14 protein-coding genes are annotated in these 19,345 nt (G+C 71.6%); 11 read left to right on the forward strand and 3 right to left on the reverse strand.

Features of this window, described 5'->3' with window-relative positions; translation table 11 throughout:
- Positions 1-237 precede the first annotated feature (237 nt).
- From EL493_RS15760 to EL493_RS15785, 6 genes are all read left to right on the forward strand, one after another.
- Complete coding sequence (locus tag EL493_RS15760; protein ID WP_019046592.1) at positions 238-6,636, forward strand: type I polyketide synthase; 6,399 nt, start codon at positions 238-240, stop codon at positions 6,634-6,636.
- An 18-nt stretch (positions 6,637-6,654) separates the two neighbouring features.
- Positions 6,655-8,052 (forward strand): condensation domain-containing protein, encoded by a 1,398-nt coding sequence (locus tag EL493_RS15765; protein WP_019046593.1) that lies wholly within the window; start codon positions 6,655-6,657, stop codon positions 8,050-8,052.
- 14 nt (positions 8,053-8,066) lie between these two features.
- Positions 8,067-8,756, forward strand: coding sequence for a DUF3108 domain-containing protein (locus EL493_RS15770; RefSeq protein WP_019046594.1), 690 nt, complete (start codon positions 8,067-8,069; stop codon positions 8,754-8,756).
- Positions 8,753-10,174 (forward strand): MFS transporter, encoded by a 1,422-nt coding sequence (locus EL493_RS15775; protein WP_019046595.1) that lies wholly within the window; start codon positions 8,753-8,755, stop codon positions 10,172-10,174. Before EL493_RS15770 ends, EL493_RS15775 begins: the two co-directional genes overlap by 4 nt.
- Before the next feature lie 92 nt (positions 10,175-10,266).
- Positions 10,267-11,100 carry an alpha/beta fold hydrolase gene (locus EL493_RS15780; protein WP_019046596.1) on the forward strand — a complete coding sequence of 278 codons (834 nt, stop codon included), beginning with the start codon at positions 10,267-10,269 and terminating at the stop codon, positions 11,098-11,100.
- On the forward strand, positions 11,097-11,558 hold the full coding sequence (locus EL493_RS15785; protein ID WP_030203157.1) for a VOC family protein: 462 nt from the start codon (positions 11,097-11,099) through the stop codon (positions 11,556-11,558). Before EL493_RS15780 ends, EL493_RS15785 begins: the two co-directional genes overlap by 4 nt.
- 13 nt (positions 11,559-11,571) lie before the next feature.
- Here EL493_RS15785 and EL493_RS15790 read toward each other — a convergent pair whose 3' ends face one another.
- Positions 11,572-11,967, reverse strand: coding sequence for a nuclear transport factor 2 family protein (locus tag EL493_RS15790; RefSeq protein ID WP_019046598.1), 396 nt, complete (start codon positions 11,965-11,967; stop codon positions 11,572-11,574).
- Positions 11,968-12,092: 125 nt separating this feature from the next.
- Here EL493_RS15790 and EL493_RS33560 point away from each other — a divergent pair, with 125 nt between their 5' ends.
- Genes EL493_RS33560 through EL493_RS15810 form a run of 4 tightly spaced genes read left to right on the forward strand, consistent with a single transcriptional unit; the run spans position 12,093 to position 14,533 of the window.
- Positions 12,093-12,701, forward strand: a complete 609-nt coding sequence (locus EL493_RS33560) for a TetR/AcrR family transcriptional regulator (RefSeq protein ID WP_019046599.1) — start codon at positions 12,093-12,095, stop codon at positions 12,699-12,701.
- A gap of 31 nt (positions 12,702-12,732) precedes the next feature.
- Positions 12,733-13,608 (forward strand): siderophore-interacting protein, encoded by an 876-nt coding sequence (locus EL493_RS15800; RefSeq protein WP_030203153.1) that lies wholly within the window; start codon positions 12,733-12,735, stop codon positions 13,606-13,608.
- Positions 13,609-13,667: 59 nt separating this feature from the next.
- Positions 13,668-14,159, forward strand: a complete 492-nt coding sequence (locus tag EL493_RS15805; protein ID WP_051719554.1) for a MarR family winged helix-turn-helix transcriptional regulator — start codon at positions 13,668-13,670, stop codon at positions 14,157-14,159.
- Complete coding sequence (locus EL493_RS15810; protein WP_019046602.1) at positions 14,156-14,533, forward strand: DUF5313 family protein; 378 nt, start codon at positions 14,156-14,158, stop codon at positions 14,531-14,533. The genes EL493_RS15805 and EL493_RS15810 overlap by 4 nt, the downstream gene beginning before the upstream one ends.
- Before the next feature lie 7 nt (positions 14,534-14,540).
- Here EL493_RS15810 and EL493_RS15815 read toward each other — a convergent pair whose 3' ends face one another.
- The gene (locus EL493_RS15815) at positions 14,541-15,116 is read right to left on the reverse strand and encodes a TetR/AcrR family transcriptional regulator (RefSeq protein ID WP_019046603.1); all 576 of its coding nucleotides are present in this window, start codon (positions 15,114-15,116) and stop codon (positions 14,541-14,543) included.
- Between the two features lie 126 nt (positions 15,117-15,242).
- Between EL493_RS15815 and EL493_RS15820 the strand changes: the two genes are divergently transcribed.
- On the forward strand, positions 15,243-17,732 hold the full coding sequence (locus EL493_RS15820) for a molybdopterin-dependent oxidoreductase (protein ID WP_019046604.1): 2,490 nt from the start codon (positions 15,243-15,245) through the stop codon (positions 17,730-17,732).
- Here the strand turns inward: EL493_RS15820 and EL493_RS15825 are convergent.
- Positions 17,729-19,195 carry a TerD family protein gene (locus EL493_RS15825; RefSeq protein WP_019046605.1) on the reverse strand — a complete coding sequence of 489 codons (1,467 nt, stop codon included), beginning with the start codon at positions 19,193-19,195 and terminating at the stop codon, positions 17,729-17,731. The genes EL493_RS15820 and EL493_RS15825 overlap by 4 nt on opposite strands.
- Between the last annotated feature and the right edge of the window lie 150 nt (positions 19,196-19,345).

Consider the following 19,345-nt stretch of genomic DNA (forward strand, 5'->3'; position numbering starts at 1 on the left):
GCAAGGTTCCGGCCGATCACAATGAATTCCGGAACGGCGTTGTGACTATTACCCGGCGGTGCCGGAGCAGCCCGTCGAACGGCATTTGGGCAGCGTCACAACAGTTTCCGGAAACACCCGTCGGAGTTTCCAGACGTCGCAATTCGCGCCGTCGGCGCGACGGCGTCCTCCTACGTTGGGCAGCGGCGGTCGCCGGAGGGTGATCGCGGCAACGGACTGGGACGCCGGGAGGAATTCGTGTCGGATATTGCCATCGTAGGGATCGGGTGCCGATTCGCGGGCGGCATCGATTCACCGGAATCTTTCTGGGATTTCGTCGTCGACAAACGGGACGGCGTCGTCGATATTCCGGCGGACCGGTGGGATTACCGCCGCTACTACGATCCGGAACCACGCACCCCAGGCCGCGCCTACACCAAACGTGGCGCCTTCCTGACCACCGATCCGTGGGAGTTCGACCCCGATTTCTTCGGCATCTCCCCGCGCGAGGCCACGGTGCTCGACCCGCAGCAGCGGCTGCTGCTCGAGGTCACCTGGGAGGCGCTCGACGACGCGGGCATCGCCGGCGGCGCGGCGGGCGCGCAGGTGGGGGTGTACGTCGGCGGGTTCGTCGTGGACCAGTCGGTGATCGGGGTGGTGGGGCCCGCGCTGTTCCACACCGACATGCACACCCCGGCCAGCGCCTCCTACACCATGCTGTCGAACCGGATCGCCTACGCGCTCAACCTGGTCGGCCCCGCCATCACCGTCGACACCGCGTGCTCGTCCTCGCTGGTCGCGTTCCACCTGGCCTGCCAGGCGCTGGCGAACGACGACTGCCGGGTGGCGCTGGCGGGCGGGGTCAACGTGATGTTGCAGCCGGAGACCTTCGTCCTGATGTGCAAGGGCGGTTTCCTGGCCACCGACGGCCGCTGCAAGTCCTTCGACGCCGCCGCCGACGGTTACGGCCGCGGCGAGGGCGCGGGCATGGTGGCGCTCAAGCGGCTCGACGACGCGGTGGCCGACGGCGACCGGATCTACGCGGTCGTCAAGGCCACCGGCTCGAACCAGGACGGCCGCACCACCGCCATCACCGTGCCCAACGCCGACTCCCAGGAAGCGCTGGCCCGCACCGTGTGCGCCCGCTCGGGCCTGGCCCCGAGCGCGATCACCTACCTGGAGGCGCACGGCACCGGCACCCTCGTCGGCGATCCGGTCGAATTGCGCGCGCTGGGAAGGGTTTTCGGCGCCGCGTCGGGACGGATCGGCTCCGTGGGAGTCGGTTCGGTGAAGGCGACCATCGGGCACACCGAGGCGGCGGCCGGGGTGGCGAGCGTGATCAAGGCCGCGCTCGCGATCAGCCACCGCACCCTGCCGCCGCAGGGCTGGCTCGACACCCCGAACCCGGACATCCCCTTCGCCGATCTCGGCCTGCACGTCCAGACCGCGGCCGAACCGCTGGCCGCCGACGCCGGACCGATGTCGGTGGCGGTCAACGGATTCGGCTACGGCGGCACCAACGCGCACGCCATCCTCGCCGAGTTCACCGGGCAGCAGGCACCGTCCGCGCCGCACCGGCACCTCGGCATCCTGCCCATCTCGGCGCGCGGCACCGGGGCGGCGCGGGCGCTGGCGGGCCGCTTCGCCGATCTCCTCACCGCGGGCGCCGACCCGGACCACCTGGCCGAGGCCGCCTGGACCCGGATGGCGCACCATCCGTTCCGCACCGGCGTGCTGCTCGGGGACAGCACCGAGGACCTGATCCGTGACCTGCGCGGCTACGCGGCGGGGGAGGGCCGCGACGCGGCGCGCACCGTGGTCTCCGCGGCGGCCGAGCCGGTGTTCGTGTTCTCGGGGATGGGCCCGCAGCACTGGCGGATGGGCCGGGACCTGCTCGGCGCGGGCGGGGTGTTCGCCGAGACCGCGCACCGGATCGACGCGGAGTTCCGCGCCGTCGCCGGCTGGTCGATCATCGCCGAACTGCTGCGCCCGGAAGCCGAATCCCGTATCGGCAGAACCGAAGTCGCCCAGCCGGCCAACTTCCTGATCCAGGTGGGGCTGGTCGCCGAACTCGCCGAGTACGGCATCACCCCCGCCGCCGTCGTCGGGCACAGCGTCGGCGAGGTGTCGGCCGCCTATGTCAGCGGCATGCTGACGCTGCGGGACGCGGTCCGGGTGGCCTACCACCGCGCCCGCCTGCAGGCGAGCACCGCGGGGACCGGCGGCATGCTCGCGGTCGGCACCCCGCCGGACCAGGCCGAGGCGCTGGTCGCCGGCGATCCGCACGTCGACATCGCCGCCGTGAACAGCCCGGCCGCGGTCACCCTGTCCGGTGCGGTCGACCGGCTCGACGACCTGGCCGAAAGGCTCACCGAGGACGGCGTTTTCGCGCGCAGGCTGCGCGTCGAGGTGCCCTACCACAGCCGGCTGATGGACCCGATCGAAGACGAACTGCGCGCGGTGCTGGCCGATCTCACGCCGCGACAGCCCACCGTGCCGCTGTACTCGACGGTGACCGGCGAGTTGGTCACCGAGGGCGACTGGGACGCGGAGTACTGGTGGTCCAATGTGCGCCAGCCCGTGCGGTTCGCCGCCGCCGTCGGGCGCCTGCTCGCCGCGGGCAGCCGGGTCATCGTGGAGGTCGGTCCGCATCCGGTGTTGTCGGGCAATATCCGCGAGGCGCTGGTCGACGCCGACGTCGTCGGGACCACCGTCCCCACCCTGGACCGTGAGCAGGCCGACCAGGACAGCCTGCGGCGCACCCTCATCGGGCTGCACGCCGCCGGTGTGCTGGATCGCGCGGCGCTGTTCCCCGCCGACCGGCCGGTGACCCCGCATCTGCCGCTGCCGCGCTACCCCTGGCAGCGGACCCGCCTGCACGCCGCGCTGCCGCTGTTCGAGCAGGCCCGCCTCGGCACGCCCGACGGGTACGCGATGCTGGGCGACCCCGATGTGGAGGGCAGGCCGGAATGGCTGCTCCAGGTCGGCACCGAACTGCTGCCGTGGCTGGCCGACCATGTCGTCAACGGGGTCAAGATCATGCCGGGCGCGGCCTACCTCGACGCCGCCCTCAGCGCCACCGCGTCCCGGCTGGGCGTGAAACAGGTCGCGCTGGAACAGGTCCGGTTCGTCGCGCCGCTGATCATGGGCGCGCCCGATGTGCCGCTCGTGGCGCTGAGCATCGAGGAGGCCAGCGGACGTTTCCTGCTGCGCTCGCGCAGCGCGACCGGGACGGCGTGGACGGTGCACGCTTCGGGGCGCACCCTGACCGGCGGTTACGAACAGACGACCGTGGCGGTGCCCGAGATCGAGGTGGGCATCGACGTCGATCCGGAGCTGTTCTACGCCGGGCTGGCCGCGGCGGGCCTGCAGTACGGCCCGTCGTTCCGCCGGGTGACCTCGGTGCGCGTCGGCGCGGACGTGGTGGTGGCGACCGTCGACGGCGGCATCGCCGCGGGCTCCGGGCATCTGGCCCACCCCGCCGTCGTCGACGCGGCCATGCAGTGCGCGGCCATGCTGTTCGCCGACGACCGCATCACCGAGGGCGTGATGGTGCCGGTCGGGGTGGCCGCCGTGCGCCTGCTCGCCGAGCTGCCCGAGACCGTCACGGTCGTCGCCCGCCGCGACGTCGGCGCGCGCCTGCGCGCCGACGTCGATCTGCTCGACGGCGACCGGCGCCTGATCGCCCGGCTGACCGGCCTGCAGATCGGCGCGCTGAAACCCGGCGACGATCCGCTGCACCGGATGGCCGACTTCTACTACGCCGACACGATGACCGAACTCGAACCGATCGACCTCGCGGCGCTCACCGACGCCGGCCCGGCGGCGACGGTCGTCGTGGAGCTCGGCGACACCGAGACCGCCGTCGAACTGGCCGCGGCCATCCCCGGCGCGCAGGTGTACGTCGCGCACCCGGAGGACCCCGACCTCGAAGCCGGACTGCGAACCCGGCTGGACGCGGCCGCGGGCACGGCGACGCGGCTGCACGTCTGTGTGGTCGCCGGCGCGGTGCCCGACGATCTCGCCGCCCTGTGGGCGCTCAAGCGGATCGCCGTCGCGGTGGCGGAATTCGCCGAACCGCCCGCCGAGGGCGAGACCGGCCCGCGCTCGGTGTTCGGCACCGGCGCCGTCCACGTCACCCTGGTGACCCGCCGCGCCTTCACCCTGCCCGACAGCCCGAGCGCGCCCGACCCGCGGCACGCCGCGCTGGCCGGTGCCCGCCGGGTCCTGCTCAACGAGCAGACACCGCTGCGGTGGCGGCTGATCGACACCGAACCCGGCACCCCGATCGCCGACCTCGTCACCGAACTCGCGGTACCCGGCGCGTTCTCCTACGACAACTGCGACGAAGTGCTGCTGCGCGCCGGGACACGATGGGCGCCGGTGGTGACCAAGCCGCTGCCCGACCGGCTCGCGGAACTCGACACCGCCGAGCCGCTCACCGACCCCGAGGCGAACTTCGCCCTCGACGTGCCGCGCACCCGCCTGCTCTCGCAGGTGGGGTGGCGGCAGTGTGATCGCCCGGCGCCGGGACCCGGCGAGGTCGAGGTCCGAATGCAGGTCATCGGGCTGAACTACAAGGACCCGCTCAAGATCATCGGATTGCTCGGCGAACGCGAACTCGCGCCGACCTACTTCGGCACCGTTCCGGGCATGGAGGGCGTCGGCACCGTCGTGCGGGTGGGTGACGGCGTCGACGACGTCGCGGTGGGCGCGCTGGTCGCGGTGGCGGCCAAGGGCATGATGCGCCGCTTCGCCGTGGTCGACCGTCAGCTCGTCGTCGCCCTGCCCGCGGACACCGATCCCGGCCACTGCACCAGCACCATCGCCTTCGGCACCGCGGAGTACGCGCTGCTGGACCTGGCCAAGCTGCAACCGGGGGAGACCGTGCTCATCCACGGCGCGGCGGGCGGGGTCGGTACGGCGGCCATCCAGGTGGCCAAGGCGCAGGGCGCGCGCATCATCGGCACCGCGAGCACCCCGGAACGCCGGGCGCACATCCTGGCCGCCGGTGCCGATCACGCGGTGAACTCGCGCTCGCTCAACTTCGTCGACGACGTGCTGGCACTGACCGGCGGCGCCGGCGCCGAGGTGATCGTCAGCAGCGCGCCGGGGGAGATCCTGCGCCAGAACTTCCACGCCGCCGCCGAATTCGGGCGCATCGTCGAGGTCGGCAAGGCCGACATCTACACCGGCGGCCTGCTGGAACTGGCCGTGTTCGACAAGAACCTGGCCTACTACTCGATGGACCTGGACCGGCTGGTCGCCGTGCGGCCGCAGCGCCTGGCCCGGCTGCTGGAGCGGGTGTTCGAGAAGGTCACCGAGGGCACCTACACCCCGCTGCCGTACCAGCTGTTCGGCACCGAGGAGGTGGGCAAGGCGTTCGAGGAGACGCTGCGCTCCTCGCGGCCCGCCCGCATCGCCGTCCGGGTGGACACCCCCGAACCCGCGGTGCGGCCGCAGCTGCCCGACGTCGAGATCGACAGCGCCGCGACCTATCTGATCACCGGTGGGTTCGGTGGGTTCGGCCTGGCCATCGGCCGCTGGCTGACCCTGCGCGGTGCGCGCAGACTGGTGCTGGTCGGGCGGCGCGGCGCGACCACCGACGCCGCCCGCGACCAGCTGGCCGCCTGGCGGACCCTCGGCGTCGAGGTGATCGAGGAACTCGCCGACATCGCCGACGACGCCGCCGTGGCCGGGGTGGTGGCCAGAGCGCACGGTGCCGAGCACCCGCTGCGCGGGGTCTTCCACGCGGCGGGCGCGGTGGCCGACAACAACATCGGCAAGATGACGTTCGACCAGCTCGACCTCGTCTATCGGCCGAAGGTCCACGGCGCGCGGCTGGTGCACGACGCGATCCGCGACGCGGGCATCACCCTGGACATGTTCGTCCTGTGCTCCTCCGGCGGCTCGATGTACGGCATCTACGGCCAGTACAACTACTGCGCGGCCAATCTCGCCGTCGAGGCCCTCGCCGAGGAGTGGACCAGGGCGGGGGAGCGGGCGCTGTGTGTCGGCTGGGGACACCTGTCCGGCGCGACCGGTGGCATGGCCGCCGACGAGACCGCCGAGAAATACCTCGACCTGGTGGGCTTCGGGCCGATCGACATGGCCGACGCCACCGCCTATCTGGAGCAGACCCTGCGCCTCGGCGCCATCCGCGCCGCCATCATCCCCACCGACTGGGCCAAGCTCACCGGCACCTTCCCCCAGCTCACCCGTACCGGCCGCACCGTCGCCCTGGCCAAGGCGGCCGCCAAGGACACCTCCGAACTCGCCCGGCTCCGCGCGGAACTGGCCGCCATGGACGACACCAAGCGCGGCCCGTACATCGCCCGCAAGATGGCCGACGAACTGGCGGTGGTGATGGGCGTGCCGGTGGAATCCATCGACATGACGATCCCGGTGCCCGAACTGGGCCTGGACTCGCTGATGGCGGTGGAACTGGGCGCCCGGGTCACCAAGACCCTCGGCATCGATCTGATGTCGCTGCAGATGGGCCGCTCGTTCAGCCTGGAACAGGCCGGGCCGAAGGTCGCCGAACTCGTGCTCGCCTCCGAACCGGCTGCCGCCCAGCCACTTCCGGACCCGTCGCACACCGAGCCGGACGACCCGGCGGCAGCGGTGGGCGAGGCGTCGATGGCGCTGGCGCGCTGAGTACGACGGGGTGACGCTGTGGTCGACTTCGGACTGATCGACGAATGGGAGCCCGCACCGGGCAGACTGGTGACCTGGGTCGCCACCCCGCACTCGCTGGCGCGCGCGGCGGCGGCGCCGGTCCATCCGGCCCCGCCGTCGCTGCAACAGGAGCAGTACCTGCGGCAGGCGGACCGGCACTCCGGCGCGGACTTCCGCTTCTCGGGCCTGTGCCTGGTCACCGCGCGCATCCCGGCCGCGAACCTGGACCGCGACACCATGACCCGGGTGATCACGGCATTCCTGCTGCGCCACGACACCTTTCGCACCTGGTTCGCCATCGGACCCGACGGCACCGTGCGCAGGCACCTGGTCCCGGCCGACGCGGTGGAGTTCGCGCCGATCGACTACGGCCGCGTCGACGACCCGGCCGCCATCCGCAGCCATGTCGAGAAGACCACGCCCGGCCCGTTCCAGTGGGACTGCTTCACCTTCGGCGCGATCGAGCACGGCGACGCGACCACCGTCTACCTCGCCGTCGACCACCTGCACACCGACGGACTCGGCCAGTACCTGTCCGCCTCGGACTTCGCCCAGCTCTACGCCGCCGAGTTGTGGGGTGAGGCGGAGCCGCCGCCACGGGCCGCGAGCTACCTGGACTACTGCGTCGCCGAACGCGCGCACAGCGATCGGCTCACCCTCACCTCGCCCGGCGTGCGCAAGTGGCTGGAACTGGTGCGCGGCAACGACAACCGGCTCCCGGCGTTCCCGCTCGACCTCGGCAGGCGCACCGACGGCTACCACCGCAGCGCGCACCGCGGCATCACCCTGCTCGATCCCGAGGCCGGTGATCGGTTCGAACAGGTCTGCCGGGCCTACGGCGCCGAATTCGCCGGGGGCGCCTTCGCCGCGGCGGCGCTGGCCGAACGCGAACTCACCGGGGCCGACTACTACTTCGGCATGACGCCGATCAGCACGAGAACCACGGCGGCGGAGGCGGTGTCGGTCGGCTGGTACGTCACGCTGGTGCCCGTGGCGTTCCCGCTCGGCGCCCGAACGACGATCCCGCGGGTGCTGACCCTGGCCCAGCGTGCCTACGAGAACGGGCTCCGCCTGGCGCCCACCTCGTTTCACCGGGTGCTCGAGCTGCTACCCGCGGACTCCGAGATCAAGGCCGAACCCGGGTGGGTGACACCGATGATCTCGTTCGTCGACGCCCGCGACTTCCTCGGCCACGAACTCTTCGACGAGGTCGGCGCCGGTGTCTTCGCCAACCGGGCCGCCTCCGAGGAGGTCCTCATCTGGATCAACCGCCTGCCCTCGGGCACCTCGCTGAGCGTCATCTATCCCGGCACCGCCGTCGCGCACGCCTCGGTGGAGCGCTATCTCACCACGGTGGCGGCGATGTTCGCCGCCATCGCCGCGCACCCCTGCTGACCCGAGGAGTCTTCGTGCACACCGTCTTTCGTGATCCGTTCATTCCCGACGGCGAGAAATCGGTCTACACCGTCGGCCTGGCCGGGCAGCCGCACGGCATCGAACTGACCCACGTGGTCACCCGGGAGAAGGGCGGCTACCGCACCCTGCTGGAGGCCAGGCCCGGGTCCGGCCACCCGCCGCTGACCCTCACCATCGAGCAGCGCTTCGGCCGCGTCGGCGGGCGGTTGCGGGCCGAGCGGTACCGGGCCGAGACCCGCTCGGGCACGACCGTGGTCTCGCGGGAGGAGGCGAACTTCGTCGACACCGTGCACCTGCCGTTCGGCGGCGTGCCCGGGCCGTTCCCCGCCGACGTGATGCCCGTCGCCGGCGGGCTGACGCTGCTGCGCGGTCTGGCCTTCGCCGAGGGCCTCACCGAGACGATCGAGGTATGGCTGGCGTTCTCGGTGTGCTGGCCGCTGGTCGCGCGGGTGGAGAAGCGGACGACGGTCGAGCTGGCCACCGGCGCGGTGCCGTGCTGGCAGGTGCGGTTGCGGCCCGGGTTCGGACAGGTGAACGCGTTGCTGGACAAGGTGATCGGCACGGTGCTGCCGCCGTTCGTCGCGCACTTCGAGGAGGCGGCCCCGCACCGGCTGGTGCGGCTGAGCTTCCCGACCCAGCTCTCGCTCACCGCGCAGCGCGCGGTGCTGGAGCTGCGGCCGTGAGCCGGGTCGACGCGCCCGCCGCCGTCGCGAGCGTCGTCACCGCGGTCCGGGCCGACCTCGCCGCGTGGGTGTCGTTCGCGGCCTGCGCGCTGGCGGTGTTCCTGCAGATGATCGACGTGACCATCGTCAACACCGCGCTGCCGGAGCTGACCGCCGACCTGCGCGCCTCGCGGTCGGCGCAGCTGCTGGTGATCTCGGCGTACTCGCTCGCCTTCGCCTGCACGCTGCTCACCGCGGCGCGCATCGGCGCGATGGTCGGCAGGCGGACGATGTTCCTGGCCTCGGTGCTGGCCTTCACCGCCGCCTCGGTGTGGTGCGGCCTCGCCGGAAGCGCCACCGAACTGGTGCTGGCCCGGGTCGTCCAGGGCGCCGCGGGCGCGGGCATGGCCGCGCAGACGATCGCCATCCTGACCGCGAGTTTCCCGCGTGGGCGGCATCCGCTGGTGTTCGCGCTCTACGGCGCGGTCGCCGGATTCGCGGGGATGCTCGGCCCGATCGTGGGCGGTGTCCTGCTCACCCTGGACCTCGGTGGCTGGGGTTGGCGGTCGGTGTTCCTGATCAATCTGCCTGTCGGGGCGGTCGCGTTCGCGCTGGCCTGGCGCTTCCTCGCGGCGCCGAAACCCGAACGGCGCCAACGCCTGGACCTCGGCGGCGCGGCTCTCTCGGCCTGCGGGCTGTTCGCGCTGATCGCCGCGCTCACCGAGATCCAGCAGCGCGGCTGGCGCGCCGAGTTGATCGTCTGCGCCTGCGCCGGACTCGCGGTGACGGCGCTGTTCGTGGTCCAGCAGCGCGCACGCGCGCGGCGCGGCACCGATCCGCTGCTGCGCCTGGACCTGTTCGCCGACCCCGGCTTCCGGCTCGGTGCGGTGCTGGTCGGGGCGTTCTTCGGGCTGTTCACCGCCTTCGTCTTCGCCGCCTCCGTCACCCTGCAGGACGTGCTCGGCTACTCGCCGCTGGTCACCGGGCTGGTGATGACGCTGTTCGCGCTCGGCGCCGGCACCGGCGCCGCGAGTTCGCTGATCCTGGTGGCGCGCTGGGGTGTCCGTGCCATGGCGGCCGGCATCGCGCTCTACGGCGGCTGTATGGCGGCCGGCGCGATCTACCTGACCCTCACCGCGGGCGCGGTGAACCCGTGGCTGACCGTGGGCCCGGTGTTCCTCGCGGGGTTCGGGGTCGGCCTGTTCGGGGTCCAGTTGCAGCCCCTCATGCTCGCCGGGCTCGACGGGGACCGGATGGCCGAGGCCTCCGGGGTGCTGCCGACCGTCGAACAGGTCGGCAACGCGGTCGGCCTGACCGTGCTGACCACGGCGTTCTTCGCATCGCACACCCTCGGCGGCAGCATCACCATGATGGCGGCCGTCGCGGTGGTCGCCCTGATCCTGGCGGTCGCGACGACCGCCATGCCGGAACGCGCGTGAGCCGTCGCGGCCGTCGGATACCGTGGCTGTACCACAACGGTGTGGTGCGGTCACGGGCGACGAGGCCCCGGCCGAGAAGGAGGCATCCGACGATGCGACAGCTGGATTTTCGCGGCACCGCGATCGCCTACGACGAGGCGGGCTCGGGCCCACCGGTCGTCTTCCTGCACAACCTCGGCGGCGACCGGTCCATCTGGCGCAACCAGGTCGACGACCTGCGGCACGCGCACCGCGTCGTCGCGATCGACCTCATCGGCTACGGCGACTCCGACGCCCCCGACGACGGCTACACCCTGGAGAACTATCTCGCCATGGTCGAGACGGTGTTCCAGGAACTGGACCTGCGCGAGGTGACCCTGGTCGGGCACTGTTTCGGCAGCGCGCTGTCACTGCTGTTCGCCCGCGCCCACCCCGAGCTCGTGCGCTCGCTGGTGCTCAGCAGTCCGCTCACCCCGAACACGCTGCGCCCGACCCGGACCGGCTGGGCCGCGCAGCTGGGCAGGCACCTGCGCATCGACTCGCTGCTGTCGGCGGTGCGGATCCCCGGCCCGCTGGCCGGTCTCATCGTCACCGAACAACTCGGGGCGGGCGGCGCGCACACCCGGGACGTCGTCGCGGACCTGCGCACCCGCTGGACCGAACGCCGCAGGCTGATGGTGACCGCCGCGATCTCCCGCCAGATCCCGCGTCTGGCCGAGCTGGACAGCTTCGTGCCGCCGCCGGACTTCCCGCCGATCACCACCGTCTGGGGCGGCCGCAACCGGGTGCTGTCGGCCCGGGCGGGCGCCACGCTGGACCAGACCCTGCACCCGGTGCGTGCCATCATCGTCGAGGACGCGGGGCACCTCGTGATGGTGGAGGCGCCCGAGACCGTGACCACCGCCATCCTGTCCGCGATCGACCACGCGAGAGGACGTCCACGATGAGCCGCCACGTCCAGATCACCTTCGACGCGCACGACCCCCGCGCCCTGTCGACCTTCTGGCGCGACGTCCTCGGCTACGTCCACCCCGGCCCGCCGGGCGTGGAACTGCCCGCGGGCGCCGATCCGCTGGCCGCCTGGGACGAGTTCCTCGCCCGGGTCGGCGTGCCCGCGGATCAGCGCAACACCCGCTCGGCCATCGAAGACCCCGACGGCCACGGCCCCCGGGTGTTCTTCCAGCAGGTACCCGAGGACAAGGTGGTCAAGAACCGGGTCCACCTCGACGTGCGGGCCGCGCCCGGGCTGGCGGGGGAGGAGCGGATGGCGGCACTCGAGGCCGAGTGCGCGCGGCTGGTCGCCCTCGGCGCCACCCGGCTGCGCCGCTTCGAACCCGAACCGCCGATGAGCCTGGGTTTCCTGGTGCTGGCCGACCCCGAGGGCAACGAGTTCTGCCTGGACTGAGCGCGTCCGGCGCTCAGCCGGTGACCGCGGGCGCGGTCAGCGCCGCCTGCATCGCCACCCCGTCCACATAGGTGTGCTTCGCCTTGACCGCGCCGTTCTCGACGAACACCACGTCGGCGATGTCGACAGCCACGGCGCCGCCGGTGACCGAGGTGCCCGACAGGGTCCACTGCACCACCCAGAAGTCCTCGCCGACGCGCAGGTTCACCAGCGTGAAGGTCAGATCCGGGACCAGGGCGAAGGTTTCCGCCGCGGCGGTGCGGATCTCGGCGGGCCCGTGCGCGGGCGCGCCGCCGGAGTGCAGGTGGAAGACCGAATCGGGAGTGTGCAGGGCGGCGATCCGGTCGGGGTCGCGATCGGCCCAGCAGGCGTGATAGCGCTCGAACAGATCCTTGGTGGCATCGGACATGGCCTGCAGCCCTTCGTAGATACAAACAGGATGACTGTATGTTCCTCGGTCGCGGTGGCGCGGTCAAGGGCCGAACGGCCCTCGGCGGAAGCGGGGCCGGTCCTGCCCTAGACTTCGCAGTCGGTATGAATCCTGATCGCCGCACCCAAGCCGAACGCTCGGCCTCGACCCGGGCCGCGGTGATCCGCGCCGGTCGGGAGTTGTTCGGGCGCAACGGATACGGCGCGGTGAGCACCATCGCGGTGGCCGAGGCGGCCGGGGTCAGCCGGGGCGCGCTCTATCACCAGTTCAGCGAGAAGCGCGACCTGTTCGAGGCGGTCTTCGAGGATCTGGAGCGCGACCTGGTGCAGGTGATCGCGAGCGCGGTGGGTGCGGCCAGGGCCGCGGACCCGATCGCGAGCCTGATCGTCGGCTGCCTGGCCTGGTTGCAGGCCTCGACCGCGCCCGAGGTGCGCCGGATCGCCCTGCTGGACGCGCCCGCGGTGCTGGGCTGGAGCCGGTGGCGCGAGATCGAACTGCGCCACACCATCGGCCTGGTCGAGAACGCCCTGTCCGGCGCGATGGCCGCGGGACGGGTGCGGACCCAGCCGGTGCGGCCGCTCGCGCTGATCGTCGTCGGCGCGCTCGACGAGGCCGCGCAGTTCCTGGCGAATTCCGACGACGACGTCGCCGACATGGCCGCCGTGCGCGCCGTGATCGAGCAGCTCATCGCCGGTCTCGCCGTCGACAGCTGACCCGGCCGATCGGATAGGTTAGCCTTGCCTAATGGCAAGCCCGACTGTGCAACGCCCGACCATGGCCTACGCGCCGCTGCGGGTCAGCCGCGCCGTGCGGTTGACGTCCCGGATGGTCCGGATCACCCTCACCTGCCCCGACCCCGCCGCGTTCGCCGACGCGGGCCCTGACCAATACACGAAGCTGTTCTTCCCGCTGCCGGGCAAACGGCGCCCCGACGTGCCGCCTGCGCCCGCGGCCGACGCCGACGTCATGAGCTGGTACCAGCGGTATCTGGCCATGCCCGACGACGTCCGGCCGCCGATGCGCACCTACACCATCCGGGCGCGACGGCCCGAGCTCGGCGAACTGGACATCGATTTCGCGCTGCATCCCGATCACGCGGGCCCCGCGTCCGACTGGGCCTCGACCGCCGCGCCCGGCGACGAGATCGGCCTGCTCTGCCCACCACGGTCGCTCTACGCACCGCGGCCGGACACGGCCTGGCAGTTGCTCGTGGGCGACGAGACCGCGATCCCGGCGATCGGGGCCATCCTCGAGCGCCTCGATCCCGCCGTTCCCGCGCGCGTGTTCCTCGAGGTCGCCGGACCTGCGGACGAGCAGCACTTCGCGACCGGCACCGACGTGCGGATCCACTGGGTGCACCGCGGCCCGCGTCCGCATGGCGAGGCGGTGGTCGAGGCCGTCTGCGCGGCCGAATTCCCCAGCGGCGCACCGTATTCCTGGATCTCCGGCGAAGCCGAGCTGGTGAAGTTGACCCGCAGGCATCTCGTGCGCGACCGGGGTGTCGACAAGCGCGCGATCACCTTCACCGGCTACTGGCGGCGGGGTCGCACCGAGGAGGAGAACGGCCGCGAGAAGGTGCGCCGGGCCGCCGCCGGGGAGCCGCTCGTCGACGAGGACTGACCGCCCGCGCCGCGACTGTGACGCCACTAATAGTTAACGCACTAACTATTAGTGGTTTAATGGTGTGCGGACGAAGGGACGGTGTGGACGTGCAGGAACTCGACGACCCGCTGCGGCTGGATCGGCAGGTGTGTTTCGCCCTGGCGGTGGCCAACCGCTCGGTGCTGGCGGTCTACCGCCCGCTGCTCGAACCCCTCGGGCTCACGCATCCGCAATACCTGGTGATGCTGGCGCTGTGGGGGGAGGCGCCGATGTCGGTGAAAGCGGTCGCCGAGGCGATCCAGCTGGACTCGGCGACACTGTCGCCGCTGCTCAAACGGCTCGAATCGGCCGGCCTGATCACGCGCCGCCGCGACCCGCACGACGAGCGCACCCTGCACATCGACCTGACGCCGGCCGGGCGCGCGCTGCGCGCCGAGGCCGAGAAGATCCCGCCCGCGGTGGTTTCGCGTCTCGGGGTGAGCCTGGCCGACCTGGAAGAACTACGCGACGTCCTCGGCCGGGTCAACGCGGCCGCGCGACGCGCATCGCAGACGAGGGAGCTCGCATGACCGCCACCACCCCCAACCTCTGGCAGCGCATCCGCTACGTCACCGGCGGCACCCTGCCGCCGTCGATGCGCGACTGGGTCCTGGCCGACCTGACCGGCCCCGGCGCCACCCGCCGCTACCTCATGCGCTTCCTGCTGCCCGTGCTCCCGGTGCTGTGCCTGTTCCTGCTGGTCCCCGGGCCGCTGTGGATGGGGCTGTCGATGATCGCGCTGCTCTACATCCCGCTGATCTACTTCACCGTCGCGCTGGTCTACGTGTACCGGCGGCATCGCCTGGTGAGCCACGGATTCGATCCGGAACTGGCCGACGCGGCCGAGCGCGAGCGCGCCGAGGCCGAGCGTCGCGCGTACGAGAGCCGCCACCACCGCGGGTGATTGCGGCCTAGCGTGCGGTCGCGGTGCCGAGCAGGGTCGCCAGTTCGGCGATGACGTCGTCGAGCGGCCGGGTGGTCCGCTGCACCCGGCACAGGATGACCGCGCCCTCCACCGACGCGATCGCCATCGTGGCCAGCCGCCCCGCGCGCGCGGGCTCGACGCCCTCGGCGGTGAGCGTGGTGGTGAGTGCCTGCCGCCAGCGGTCGAAGATCTCCGCGATGCCGGGTTGCAGATGCCGGTCGTCGGGGGCGCCGCCCACCGCCACCGAGACCACCGGGCAGCCCGCGTCGAAATCGGAGTCGTGCAGGATCGCGGTCCAGAACTCGCCGATGCGCTGGATCGCCCGGTCCGGGCCCTGGGTGGCCGCCTCGTCGATGATGGCGCCGATCGCGTCGCCGGCCAAGGTGAGCGACTCGGTCATGATCTGCGCCCGCCCGCCGGGGAAGTGGTGATAGACCGATCCGCGCGGCGCCCCGCTGCGGGCCAGGACGGCATCCACCGTCACCCCCGCGGCGCCCCGCTCGCGCAGGAGTTCCACCGCGCTGTAGAGCATCTTCTGCCGGGTGTTGGTGCGGGCTCCCACGGCGCGTGCACTCCTTCGGGTTTCGGTGACTGGCAACAGTCATCGTAGGCGGCCACCATTATGCTATGTTGCCTAGCATACTACTCGGTGTGGCGGCGAGGTCGCCACCGCGGCGAAGGATGTCCCATGGTGGAAACGCAGCCGAAGGCGACCGCGTGTGTCCTGTGTGAGTGCAACTGCGGCATCACCGTCGAGCTCGACGGGCGCCGCTTCGCCAAGATCCGTGGCGACAAATCGCATCCGGCGTCGGCGGGATACACCTGCGAGAAGGCCATGCGCCTCGACCTCTACCAGAACGGGCCCCACCGCCTCACCAGCCCGCTGAAGCGGCAGCCCGACGGCACCTACCGCGAAATCGACTGGGACACAGCGCTCGACGAGATCACCGCGCGGCTGGTCGCGCTGCGCGCCGCGCACGGTGGCGAGTCGATCTTCTTCTACGGCGGCGGCGGACAGGGCAACCACCTGGGCTCGGCCAACGCGCTCGCGCTGCGCGGCGCGCTCGGATCGGTGTATCACTCGAACGCGCTGGCGCAGGAGAAGACCGGCGAGATCTGGGTGGACGGGCGCCTCTACGGTGGGCACACCAAGGGCGATTTCGAGCATGCCGAGGTGCTGGTGTTCGTCGGCAAGAACCCGTGGCAGTCGCACAGTTTCCCGCGCGCCCGGCCGGTGCTCAAGGAGGTCGCGGCCGATCCGGCGCGGTCGATGGTGGTGATCGACCCGCGGGTCAGCGAGACCGCGGCCATGGCCGATTTCCACCTGCAGGTCGCGCCCGGTCGCGATGCCTGGCTGATGGCCGCGCTGGTCGCGGTGATCATCCAGGAGGATCTGGTCGACGCCGAGTTCCTCACCGCGCACACCGCGGGCTACGACGAAGTGCGGACCGCGTTCCGCGACATCGACATTCCCGCCTTCGCCACCATCAGCGGCGTCGACGTGGACCGGATCAGGGCCGCCGCCCGGCGGATCGCCGCCGCCGCGAGCGTGTGCGTGTACGAGGACCTCGGCATCCAGCAGGCGCCCAACTCCACGCTGGTCTCGTACCTGAACAAGCTGCTGTGGATCGTGACCGGCAATTTCGGGCGGCCGGGGACGATGTTCCTGCACTCGTCGTTCGCGCTGCTGGCCGGTGGGTCGGGCGGTGGATCCGGTGCTCCGCGCCGACGGTCGAGCGGGGCGGCCCGGCTGCGCAAGCGGGTGCTCGCCCGCACCGTCACCGCGGCGGCGGCGACCGTGGGCGCCGCGCTGCCCGCGCTGGCCCGGGTGGACGCGCTGCGCCCCGGTGTCGAAGCGGGCGCCTCCGCGCTGCTCGACGCGGTGGTGCCGCTGGCGGGCGGGCTGCTCGGCGGAGGCGGGGGTGGGGGCGGTAACCGGGTCACGCCGGTCACCGGGGCGAAGATCATCGGCGGGCTCGTACCCTGCAACTCCATCGCCGACGAGATCCTCACCGATCATCCGAACCGCTTCCGCGCCTTGTGGATCGACTCCTCCAATCCCGCGCACTCACTGCCGGACTCGGGGCGGTTCCGTGACGCCATGCGCGCCACCGAGTTGTCGGTGGTGATCGACGTGGCCTTCACCGAGACCGCGCGCCAAGCCGACTACGTGCTGCCCGCGGCGAGCCAGTTCGAGAAGCCCGAGGCCACGTTCTTCAATTTCGAGTTCCCCCGCAATGTCTTCCACCTGCGTAAGCCGCTGCTCGAGCCGTTGCAGGGCACGCTGTCCGAGCCGGAGATCTACGCGCGGCTGCTGCGCAGGCTGCGGGTCGTCGACGACGCGACGATCACCCGGTTGCGGCGCGCGGCCGAGACCGGGCGGGACACCTTCGGCGCGACCTTCCTCGCGACGGTGGCCGCCGATCCCGGCCTGGCGAAGGTCGTGCCGTTCCTGCTGTACGAAACCCTCGGCGCCACACTGGATCCCGCCGTGCGCGGCGCGGCGGTGCTGTGGGGTGTCAGTCAGCTGTGCGCGCTGTCGAACCCGAAGGCGGTGGGGCGCGCCGGCTTCACCGGGCGCGGGCTGACCCCGGGCAACAAGCTGTTCGACGCCATCGTGGCGTCGCCGACGGGGGTGGTGTTCACCGACGACACCTGGGACGACGTGTGGCAGTACGTCAAGCGCGCGGACCGCCGCTTCACCCTCGACGTCGACACGCTGCTCGCCGAGGTCCGTGCCCTTCCCACGGCCCGGACGCAGTGGACCACGCCGGAATTCCCGCTTGTCCTGGCGGCGGGCGAACGCCGCTCCTTCACCGCGAACACCATCTTCCGCAATCCCGACTGGCGCCGCCGTGACCGCGAGGGCCACCTGCGCGTCAGCGCCGCCGACGCCGCGACGGCGGGCCTGTCCGACGGGGACCCGGCTCGCCTGGTCACCGCGACCGGCGCCGCGACCGTCACCGTCGAGATCAGCGACATGATGCGCCCCGGCAACATCGCCCTCCCCAACGGCCACGGCCTCGACTTCCCCCACCCCGACGGCACCACCACCACCGGCATCGCCCCCAACGAACTCACCAGCACCACCCACAAAGACGCCTTCGCAGGCACCCCGTGGCACAAACACGTCCCCGCCCGCCTCGAGCGCGTCCAGTCCGCGGCGAACGCCCCTTAGATTCGAGCGCCCTTCTCGAGATTGCATCGCCGACAGAGGATCTGAAGGTTGGCGGCGCTGGTCGCCCCGCCCTGGCTGATCGGGATGATGTGATCGAACTCGAGGTAGTGCGCATCGTCGCACTGGCAGCATCGACCGCCGTCACGTTGCCAGACCTCGGCTTTCACATGTTGCGGAATCGAGCGGGTATCGCGCTGACCGGGGGCGAGGACCAGCCGCTTGGCGACGCGCAGCGCCCCTTCGAGTACCGCGGCCACATATTCGGCGTCCCGTACGCCGTAGCTGCCACCGCCGCGCGCTGTGGTGGCCGAGACGACGACGGTCTCGTACTCGCATGCCACGGAGACGACCTTCGCCCACTGGAGTTCGGCGCCCGTACCAGACCCGACGAACCGCAGCTTCTTGCTGCTGCCGATCAGCCGCCCCGGCGTGCGGCGAGGACCACTGGCCAGGTACTTGATCTGCGTCGCCTCGACGTCGAGGTAGAGAATCTCGTCCGGCTCGAGGTGCAGGTTGCTTCGCGATTCCCGCGGCAGGTCACCACCGCGAACCCGGGTGAGCGCCCGCCCACGCTCCATCCGCTCCCGCAGCTTCATGATGTGCGCGGCTGCGGGACCGAGATCGGCCGCCGCCTGCAGAATCGACGAGAAACGGTGGAAATTGTCGAGTTCGTCCTGCTCGATCTCGTCGTCGGCAAAGGCGAACGCCACCACGCGTTCGAGAAAGGCCACCGCGAGGGGCCGCATGACTGCCCGGCCGGTCGTGAGATCGATGCGTTGGTAGCGCAGGGCGGTCCACAGGCCCTCCCAGGCATGCCCCTGCGGGCCGTCGGTGGTGAGTACCTGCCACGCCTGATCGTGCCAGCTCCGCAGGAATCCGTGGACGTCGGTCTCGCACCAGCGACAAGGCGCGACGCCACCGAAATGGTGTGTGCGCAGCGGGCGGGCGCAGCGTCCGCACAGCCCGGACGCGGCGGGAACGACGGGGGAGGTGTCGCCCGACCAGCGTTCCCCGTCCCACCAGCGCAGCAGCGCGGGATCGGTCGCGTCGGCGTACCAGTCGGCGGGCCGGGCCGCGGGTGCGCCCGCACGATGTGCCGGTGCGGCCGACGGTGTCTCGGCCGCTGCCGCCGGAACGGGGTCGTCGTCCACGCTGACGCCGAATTCCTCGGCGAGACCGCGCAATCCGCTGCTCCATCCCTGGGCGACATTGCGGAATTTCCATCCTCCGCCGCGCCGATAGAACTCACCGAAGACGATGGCGGAGACAGGTTCCAGTCCGGACAGCTCCACGGTGATCGGCGCGCGTTCCGGGTCACGGACGGTCAGCTGAAGATCGGGGACGTCGGGGAAGGCGCCGGTATCCACCGAGCCGGTGATCACGATCCGGTCGACAGCCGGCTCGATCGCCCCGAGCGTCAGCTCGATCCTGGCGCGGCCTGTGGCCGGCTCCTCGATGCGCACGGTGCCACTCGGGTGCCGCGGATCCCCACTCGAGTTCCGCCGTTACGGTGGTCGTGGCGACCGGCACATTGCCGCCCCTGGACAGAGTGGGATCGCCATTCCTCTTGGGACGGAAGGGTTTACGAGGGTGCTGGTGATGTGGCCGTCGGG

This window comes from Nocardia asteroides (assembly GCF_900637185.1).
In the GTDB taxonomy this organism is placed as follows: domain Bacteria; phylum Actinomycetota; class Actinomycetes; order Mycobacteriales; family Mycobacteriaceae; genus Nocardia; species Nocardia asteroides.

What these genes read in the sequence shown, in the direction of transcription:
- EL493_RS15800 (WP_030203153.1), top strand. Translation starts at nt 12,733, where the DNA reads ATGGCAAGCCCGACTGTGCAACGCCCGACCATGGCCTACGCGCCGCTG.
- EL493_RS15790 (WP_019046598.1), bottom strand. Translation starts at nt 11,967, where the DNA reads ATGTCCGATGCCACCAAGGATCTGTTCGAGCGCTATCACGCCTGCTGG.
- EL493_RS15810 (WP_019046602.1), top strand. Translation starts at nt 14,156, where the DNA reads ATGACCGCCACCACCCCCAACCTCTGGCAGCGCATCCGCTACGTCACC.
- EL493_RS15780 (WP_019046596.1), top strand. Translation starts at nt 10,267, where the DNA reads ATGCGACAGCTGGATTTTCGCGGCACCGCGATCGCCTACGACGAGGCG.
- EL493_RS15785 (WP_030203157.1), top strand. Translation starts at nt 11,097, where the DNA reads ATGAGCCGCCACGTCCAGATCACCTTCGACGCGCACGACCCCCGCGCC.
- EL493_RS33560 (WP_019046599.1), top strand. Translation starts at nt 12,093, where the DNA reads ATGAATCCTGATCGCCGCACCCAAGCCGAACGCTCGGCCTCGACCCGG.
- EL493_RS15805 (WP_051719554.1), top strand. Translation starts at nt 13,668, where the DNA reads ATGGTGTGCGGACGAAGGGACGGTGTGGACGTGCAGGAACTCGACGAC.
- EL493_RS15820 (WP_019046604.1), top strand. Translation starts at nt 15,243, where the DNA reads ATGGTGGAAACGCAGCCGAAGGCGACCGCGTGTGTCCTGTGTGAGTGC.